This is a genomic window from Streptomyces phaeofaciens (assembly GCF_014648915.1).
Classification (GTDB): domain Bacteria; phylum Actinomycetota; class Actinomycetes; order Streptomycetales; family Streptomycetaceae; genus Streptomyces; species Streptomyces phaeofaciens.
Genome location: NZ_BMSA01000012.1, coordinates 254,884 through 262,883, shown reverse-complemented (window position 1 = coordinate 262,883; position 8,000 = coordinate 254,884). Strand labels below are relative to the sequence as shown.

Sequence of the window (8,000 nt, the reverse complement as noted above, 5' to 3'; positions counted from 1 at the left end):
CAGCCCTCGGCGTAGGCCTGCATCATGGCGTACTCGATGCCGTTGTGGACCATCTTGGCGAAGTGGCCGGCGCCGACCTTGCCGGCGTGCACCGAACCGAAGTCGCCCTCGGGCTTCAGCGCGTCGAACACCGGCTGCACCTTGGCGACGTTCTCGGCGTCACCGCCGTACATCAGCGCGTAGCCGTTCTCCAGGCCCCAGACGCCGCCGGAGACACCGCAGTCGACGAAGCCGATGCCCTTGGCGGCCAGCTCCTCGGCGTGCTTCTCGTCGTCGGTCCAGCGGGAGTTGCCGCCGTCCACGACGACGTCGCCGGGCTCCAGCAGCTCGGCCAGCTCGTCGATCGTCGACTGGGTGGGGGCACCGGCCGGGACCATCACCCAGACCACGCGCGGGCCCTCGAGCTTGCCCACAAGCTCTTCGAGGCTGTGGACATCGGCGAGGTCCGGGTTGCGGTCGAATCCGACGACGGTGTGGCCGGCGCGGCGGATCCGCTCGCGCATGTTGCCGCCCATCTTGCCGAGGCCGACGAGACCGAGCTCCATCAGTTGTTCCTTAGGTCGCTGTGTGGCGTGAGGGCACCTTCGTACCCATGTCCGAGCCTAAACCCGGACCCTCACGCACACCTGTGGGCATACGCGCTCATACGTACCGCCCGTCTCGGCCCCATCCACACCTCGTACCTGCGCGTTCTCCCCAAACAGGGACCCGGTTGTCCACGGACTGTGGACAACCGGGCAGGTGTCGGTGCCGCTCAGCCGCTCAGCCGCACCGGCATGATCAGGTACTTGTAGGCGTCGTCCGCCTCCGCGTCCAGCGCCGGCTTGCCGCTGAGCAGCGCGGGCTTGGTGGACGTGGTGAACGACAGCTGGGCGACCGGGGAGTCGATCGCGCTCAGGCCGTCCAGCAGGAACGTCGGGTTGAAGGCGATCGAGATGTCGTCGCCCTCCAGCTGGGCGTCGACCCTCTCCACAGCCTGTGCGTCGTCGCTGGAGCCGGCCTCCAGGATGAGCACGCCCTGCTCGAAGCTCAGCCGCACCGGGGTGTTGCGCTCGGCGACCAGGGCCACACGCTTGACGGCCTCCACGAAGGGGGCGGTCTCGATCACGGCGACGGAGTTGAACTCGGTCGGGAACAGCGTGCGGTACTTCGGCAGGTCGCCCTCGAGGAGGCGGGTGGTGGTGCGTCGCCCGGCGCCCTCGAAACCGATCAGGCCTTCGCCCGCGCCCGAGCCGGAGAGCGCCAGGATGACGCTGTCGCCGCTGGTCAGCGCCTTGGCGGTGTCCAGGAGCGTCTTGGCGGGCACCAGGGCGACCGCGGAGGCCTCCGGGTTCTCCGGCTTCCACAGGAACTCGCGGACCGCGAAGCGGTAGCGGTCGGTGGAGGCCAGCGTGACGGTGTCGCCCTCGATCTCGATGCGCACACCGGTCAGCACCGGCAGCGTGTCGTCACGGCCGGCGGCGATGGCGACCTGGGCGGCGGCGGAGGCGAAGACCTCGCCGGGGACCGTGCCCGTCGCGTTCGGCATCTGCGGCAGCGAGGGGTACTCCTCCACCGGCAGGGTGTGGAGGGTGAAGCGGGAGGAGCCGCAGACCACCGTCGCCCGTACACCGTCTGTGGAAATCTCCACCGGGCGGTTGGGCAGGGCGCGGCAGATGTCCGCGAGCAGCCGGCCGGAGACGAGGACCGTGCCCTCCTCCTCGACCTCGGCGTCCACGGACACCCGTGCGGAGACCTCGTAGTCGAAGCTGGACAGGCTCAGCGCGCCGTCCTCGGCCTTCAGCAGGAGGCCGGCGAGGACAGGCGCCGGCGGACGGGCCGGAAGGCTGCGAGCCGCCCAGGCCACTGCCTCCGCGAGTACGTCGCGTTCCACCCGGATCTTCACTCTTGCCGCCTCCTGCTGTTGCCGGCGCTTCTCGGCCTGCCTGGCTTCGTCGTCTGGTCTCGGTGTGGTCGGCCCCTGTGACGGGAAGGACCACCGGGGACCAGTCTGACGCACCGCACTGACAGTAGGTGCCGCTCGGGGTCAAGTCGTGACGAGGGGCAGCCGGACGCCGGAGAGCGAGTTGTGCACAGCCCCCACTTCGAAGCGGATTTCAGGCTCTCTCTAGTCGGGAGTAGTAGTAGGGGCTGTGGATACCGTGGATAACCCCGTTTTCGCAGCTCAGAGGCGATTTTTTATCCACTGGCCCTGTGGGCGGAGGCGGTGGACAACCGGGCCGATCTGTGGAGAACAGAAAGTTCTGCACACTCCATGCACAGGCAGGGCCGACTTCTCCCCAACATCGTCCCCAGCTTTACCCGTGTTTCCCACAGGCCAACCCGGCAGCTTCGTGTGACGCCTTTCACTCGACACGGTGAGCAGGCGCGTCTCGTTGCCGAACAGTGGACAGTGATGTGGAGAAGCCGGTGATCGCTGGGGACAACCGGCCCCAGCCTGTGGGCGGCCGGTGGACAACTCCGCGCACAGGCTGTGGATCATTTCTCTGTCCACAGCCTGTGGACATCCTTCGTCCACGAATCCACAACCAGGTGACCTGGTCTGATGGTCTTTCAACAGGGCTCCCTGTGGATACAGTCTGGACAACTTCCCGGTCCCCAGGGTGTGGACGGGAAAAAGTCACCGAATCTGTGGAGAGCGGCCGTAACCTCGCGGTTAATCGAACAGCGGATGACGGGCGGGTGGGGTTCACGGCGGCCCCGGGGCGGCCCGCGGCGGCTCCGCGGCGGGACCGGGGCACGTGTTGGGCCTCCCCTGCGACGCCTTCAGGGCTGCTGCCGCCCCCTGGAGACACCCTGGGGAGCCCAGGCGTCCCCGAGGCGTCCCCGAGGCACGAAGAAGGGCGCCCCGGGAACTGCTCCCCGAGGCGCCCTCGACGGCGGGTGCGCGGTGTTCTCAGCCGGCCTTGATGCGGTTGGTCAGCTCGGTCACCTGGTTGTAGATCGAGCGCCGCTCGGCCATCAGATTGCGGATCTTGCGGTCCGCGTGCATCACCGTGGTGTGGTCGCGGCCGCCGAACAGCGCGCCGATCTTCGGCAGTGACAGGTCGGTCAGCTCACGGCACAGGTACATGGCGATCTGGCGGGCCGTCACCAGCGCCCGCCCGCGCGAGGTGCCGCACAGGTCCTCGACGGTCAGGCCGAAGTAGTCGGCCGTGGCGCTCATGATCGCCGTGGAGGTGATCTCGGGCGCCGAGTCCTCGCCGCCGGGCATCAGGTCCTTCAGGACGATCTCCGTCAGCCCCAGGTCCACCGGCTGGCGGTTGAGCGAGGCGAACGCCGTCACCCGGATCAGCGCGCCCTCCAGCTCACGGATGTTGCGCGAGATCCGGGAGGCGATGAACTCCAGCACCTCCGGCGGGGCGTTGAGCTGCTCCTGCACCGCCTTCTTCCGCAGGATCGCGATTCGCGTCTCCAGCTCGGGCGGCTGGACGTCGGTGATCAGACCCCACTCGAAACGGTTCCGCAGCCGGTCCTCCAGCGTCACCAGCTGCTTGGGCGGCCGGTCGCTGGAGAGCACGATCTGCTTGTTCGCGTTGTGGAGCGTGTTGAACGTGTGGAAGAACTCCTCCTGCGTCGACTCCTTGTCCGCCAGGAACTGGATGTCGTCGACCAGCAGGATGTCCATCTCGCGGTACCGCTTGCGGAAGCTGTCGCCCTTGCCGTCGCGGATGGAGTTGATGAACTCGTTGGTGAACTCCTCCGAGCTGACGTACCGCACCCGCGTCCCCGGGTAGAGGCTCCGCGCGTAGTGTCCGATCGCGTGCAGCAGGTGCGTCTTGCCGAGGCCCGACTCCCCGTAGATGAACAGGGGGTTGTACGCCTTCGCGGGCGCCTCGGCGACGGCGACCGCGGCCGCGTGCGCGAACCGGTTGGAGGCGCCGATGACGAACGTGTCGAAGAGGTACTTCGGATTCAGCCGCGCGGTCGGCTCGCCCGGCCCGCTCGCCGCCGGAGGCTGCGCGGACGGCCCGCCGGGACCGCCGCCCCGGTGCGGATGACCGCCGCCGGCCGGCGGCTCGGGCAGCTCACGCCGGCCCGGATCGCGCTGGCCGTACTCCGAACGTGACGTCTCGTAGTCGGAACGCTTCTGCTCGTACGGCGACTGGTCGTACGGCGGCCGCTCCATCGACTGCGGACGGTAGTCGTGCGCGGGCGGACCGTAGGAGTCCTGGGGCGGCGAGCCGTACGGGTCCTGGGCGCCGTAGGAGTCCTGCGAGGGGGAGGCGTACGGGTCGCGCTCGGGGAAGCCCAGGCGCTGCTGCTGCCAGCCGTAGTCGTCCTGCTGCTGCGGCCGCGGCCAGGCGCCGGGCTCGGGGCGCTGGTACTCCGAGGGGTACGCGGGGCGCGCGGTGGGCATCTGCGGGTCCGGACGCGCGCCGGGGTGCTGGTCGCCGGGCTGCTGCGGTTGCTGCGGCTGCTGGGGCTGCTGGGGCTGCTGTTCGGCGCGGTGCCGGCCGTAGCCCTCGTACGGGTTGTCGTAGCCCTTGTCGTATCCGCTGTCGTACGACGGGAGCTCGGGCTCCTCGTAGCGCTGCTGCTGGACGGGGGGCGCCGGCGGGGCCGGGGGCTCGCCGGCGGAGTCGTCGACGGTGATGGCGATGCGGATCGGGCGGCCGCACTCACGGCTCAGCGTCTCGCTGACGATCGGCGCGAGCCGGCCCTCCAGGACGCCCTTCGCGAATTCGTTCGGTACGGCCAGCAGGGCGGTGTCCGCGACCAGCGCGAGCGGCTGGCAGCGCCGGATCCAGTGTTCGTCCTTGGTCTCGACACCCTGACCACGGCCCTCGAGGAGCTGCTCCAGTACTCGTGGCCACACTGCGGCAAGATCGGCAGGCACGTCAGCCACAGGGCACGCTCTCTCGTGGGTCCCACGTTCGTGTGATGGTGGGACGGGTCGGGATTCAAAGCGGGGGAAGCCAAGAACAAGGGGACAAAGGAACGAATCGGAGTCCAACCACGGTAGTCAGGGCGACGGGTGCGGTTCAAGTTGTTGTCCCCAGGCTGTGGATAGTGTCTCCCTCAAGCCCCCGGTTTGACCGAATGGCGCAGCCGCGCGTACCGTAACCAGGTCGAGTTGTCGATGGCTGCTGCCGCCTGCCTCCGATGGGCACAGATCGCGTCAGGTGATCGGGAAGCGGTGCACTCGGGCGTAACGAGAGCTACTCGTGGGCGCACGGTGACAGCCAGGACGGCACCCCGCCACCACCAATTAGTTTCTGGAGCCCCCGAGTGAGCAAGCGCACCTTCCAGCCGAACAACCGTCGTCGCGCCAAGACCCACGGCTTCCGCCTGCGGATGCGCACCCGTGCCGGCCGCGCGATTCTCGCGAACCGCCGCAGCAAGGGTCGCGCCAACCTGTCCGCCTGAGCCTGATCAGGTCATGACGTCGTGCTGCCTACCGAGCATCGGCTGAGGCGGCGCGAAGACTTCGCGACCGCGGTACGACGGGGTCGTCGGGCTGGACGCCCGACCCTCGTCGTGCACCTTCGAAGCGGTGACACGGACCCGCACGCGCCTGGGGAGAGCGCTCCCCCGACGCGTGCGGGTTTCGTCGTGAGCAAGGCTGTGGGCGGAGCGGTCGTGCGGAACAAGGTGAAGCGCAGACTGCGTCACCTGATGCGCGACCGAGTCCTTCTGTTGCCCCCCGGTAGCCTGGTAGTCGTACGGGCGCTGCCCGACGCGGGTGACGCCGACCACGCACAGCTGGCCCAAGACCTTGATGCCGCCCTGCAAAGGCTGCTGGGAGGGGGCGCGCGATGAAGTACCCGCTACTGGCTCTGATCAAGCTCTACCAGTGGACGATCAGTCCACTGCTCGGGCCGGTGTGCAAGTACTACCCGTCGTGCTCCCACTACGGATACACGGCCATCGACCGGCACGGCGCGATCAAGGGCACGGCACTCACCGCCTGGCGCATCCTTCGGTGCAACCCGTGGTCGCTGGGGGGCGTGGACCATGTCCCGCCGCGGAAGCGCCCGCGGTGGCACGAATTGCTGCGCGACGCCTGGCGTGCACGCAGGGGCGGGACATCCGCCGCCGAAACGGCCACCGAGGAGAACCCCTCCTCGAGCCCGGCCGCAGAGAGCCCGTCCCATGCCCAAGGAGCATGATTAGTGGACACGATTGCCAGCCTCTTCAGCTTCATCACGACACCCGTTTCCTGGGTCATCGTCCAGTTCCACACGGTGTACGGCGCCATCTTCGGCCCTGACACCGGGTGGGCCTGGGGCCTGTCCATCGTGTCTCTGGTGATCCTGATCCGTATCTGCCTGATCCCGCTCTTCGTGAAGCAGATCAAGGCGACGCGGGCCATGCAGACGCTCCAGCCGGAGATGAAGAAGATCCAGGAGCGCTACAAGAACGACAAGCAGCGCCAGTCCGAAGAGATGATGAAGCTGTACAAGGAGACGGGTACCAACCCGCTCTCCTCGTGCCTTCCCATCCTGGCGCAGTCGCCGTTCTTCTTCGCCCTGTACCACGTGCTCAACGGCATCGCGAACAACGAGACCATCGGTGTCATCAACGAGAGCCTGCTGCAGAGCGCGCAGAAGGCCCACATCTTCGGTGCTCCGCTGGCGGCGAAGTTCACCGACAGCGCGGCGGAGGTCCAGGCCCTCGACGCGTCGCTGACCACGGTCCGCGTCGTGACCGCGATCATGATCGTCCTGATGTCGGCGTCGCAGTTCTTCACGCAGCGCCAGCTGATGACGAAGAACGTCGACACCTCGGTGAAGACGCCGTTCATGCAGCAGCAGAAGATGCTGATGTACGTCTTCCCGATCATGTTCGCCGTCTTCGGCATCAACTTCCCCGTCGGTGTCCTCGTCTACTGGCTGACCACCAACGTGTGGACCATGGGCCAGCAGATGTACGTCATCCGGAACAACCCGACTCCGGGTTCCAAGGCCCAGATCGCGTACCTGGAGCGCCTGCACAAGCACGTCACGCACCACGGCAAGACCCGTGGCCGCGGTGAGAAGGCCATCGTCAAGGCCATCGTGACCAAGGGCCGCGACCGCAACGACGCCGAACGCAAGTTCATCAACGGGCTGACGAAGGCGGGCCTCGTGGCCCAGGCCGACGGCACCGTGATCAAGGGCGAGGCCCAGGCCGCCGTCGAGACCGAGGACGGCACGTCCACGAGCGCGGCCGCCAGGCGTCAGCAGCCCAAGCGACAGACCAAGGCCCAGCGCCAGGGCGGCCCGAAGGCGGCCGGCGAGACCACCTCGCTGAGCAAGTCCGACGAGCCCGAGGACGCCAAGCCTTCCGGCAGCGCCCAGCAGGCCGCTCCCAAGCCCGGCAGCGGAGGCCGCAGCAAGGCCCAGTCCGGGCAGCGCAAGGGCGGCCCGCAGCGCCCCAAGTCCCCGTCCAAGAAGTAAGAAGGAGCCCATCCCGTGACGGAAGGCACCACCTCCGCCGCTGCCGAGGGTGCAGACACCCTGACCCGCCTGGAGCAGGAGGGCGAGATCGCGGCGGACTACCTCGAGGGTCTGCTGGACATCGCCGATCTCGACGGCGACATCGACATGGACGTCGAAGCAGACCGTGCCTCGGTGTCGATCATCAGCGACAGCGGCACGCGTGAGCTTCAGAAGCTGGTCGGCCGGGACGGCGAGGTGCTGGAGGCGCTTCAGGAGCTGACGCGCCTGGCCGTGCACCGGGAGACCGGCGACCGCAGCCGGCTGATGCTGGACGTCGCTGGCTACCGGGCCAAGAAGCGCACCGAGCTGTCCGAGCTGGGTGCCAAGGCCGCCGCCGACGCCAAGAACAGCGGCGAGCCGGTCAAGCTGAAGCCGATGACACCCTTCGAGCGCAAGGTCGTCCACGACGCGGTCAAGGCCGCGGGGCTCCGCAGCGAGTCGGAGGGCGAGGAGCCGCAGCGGTTCGTCGTCGTCCTGCCCAACTGATTCGGTACGTACGTTTCCCCGGCCCCGTCTGTTGCGCAGACGGGGCCGGTCTTTGTCAGCCTGTAGTTCTGGTGGTCGGCGCTGGACGCG

At 68.2% G+C, this 8,000-nt stretch carries 8 protein-coding genes; 5 read left to right on the top strand and 3 right to left on the bottom strand.

The genetic code is table 11. From position 1 onward, the window contains the following. The 3 genes from IE275_RS21750 to dnaA all read right to left on the bottom strand — a co-directional run. Window positions 1–545: NAD(P)-binding domain-containing protein (locus IE275_RS21750; protein WP_229870427.1), on the bottom strand; the 545-nt coding region annotated here is incomplete at its 3' end. 209 nt (window positions 546–754) lie between these two features. Then, a complete protein-coding gene (dnaN, locus tag IE275_RS21745; protein WP_189713005.1) occupies window positions 755–1,885 on the bottom strand; it encodes a DNA polymerase III subunit beta in 1,131 nt (376 codons plus the stop codon). Window positions 1,886–2,896: 1,011 nt separating this feature from the next. Continuing rightward, a complete protein-coding gene (gene dnaA, locus IE275_RS21740) occupies window positions 2,897–4,849 on the bottom strand; it encodes a chromosomal replication initiator protein DnaA (RefSeq protein ID WP_189713004.1) in 1,953 nt (650 codons plus the stop codon). A gap of 383 nt (window positions 4,850–5,232) precedes the next feature. On the opposite strand from dnaA, the gene rpmH reads away from it, so the two are divergent. From rpmH to IE275_RS21715, 5 genes are read left to right on the top strand one after another with little or no spacing between them, the layout of a single operon-like run. Next, window positions 5,233–5,370, top strand: coding sequence for a 50S ribosomal protein L34 (rpmH, locus tag IE275_RS21735; RefSeq protein WP_018846094.1), 138 nt, complete (start codon window positions 5,233–5,235; stop codon window positions 5,368–5,370). Window positions 5,371–5,391: 21 nt separating this feature from the next. Next, entirely contained in the window at window positions 5,392–5,763 is a 372-nt protein-coding gene (gene rnpA / locus IE275_RS21730; RefSeq protein WP_189713003.1) for a ribonuclease P protein component, read from the top strand. Next, window positions 5,760–6,113, top strand: coding sequence for a membrane protein insertion efficiency factor YidD (gene yidD, locus IE275_RS21725; protein WP_189713002.1), 354 nt, complete (start codon window positions 5,760–5,762; stop codon window positions 6,111–6,113). The genes rnpA and yidD overlap by 4 nt, the downstream gene beginning before the upstream one ends. Before the next feature lie 3 nt (window positions 6,114–6,116). Beyond that, entirely contained in the window at window positions 6,117–7,382 is a 1,266-nt protein-coding gene (gene yidC, locus IE275_RS21720; RefSeq protein WP_189713001.1) for a membrane protein insertase YidC, read from the top strand. Between the two features lie 15 nt (window positions 7,383–7,397). Next, on the top strand, window positions 7,398–7,910 hold the full coding sequence (locus IE275_RS21715; protein WP_189713000.1) for a Jag family protein: 513 nt from the start codon (window positions 7,398–7,400) through the stop codon (window positions 7,908–7,910). Window positions 7,911–8,000: the final 90 nt, after the last annotated feature.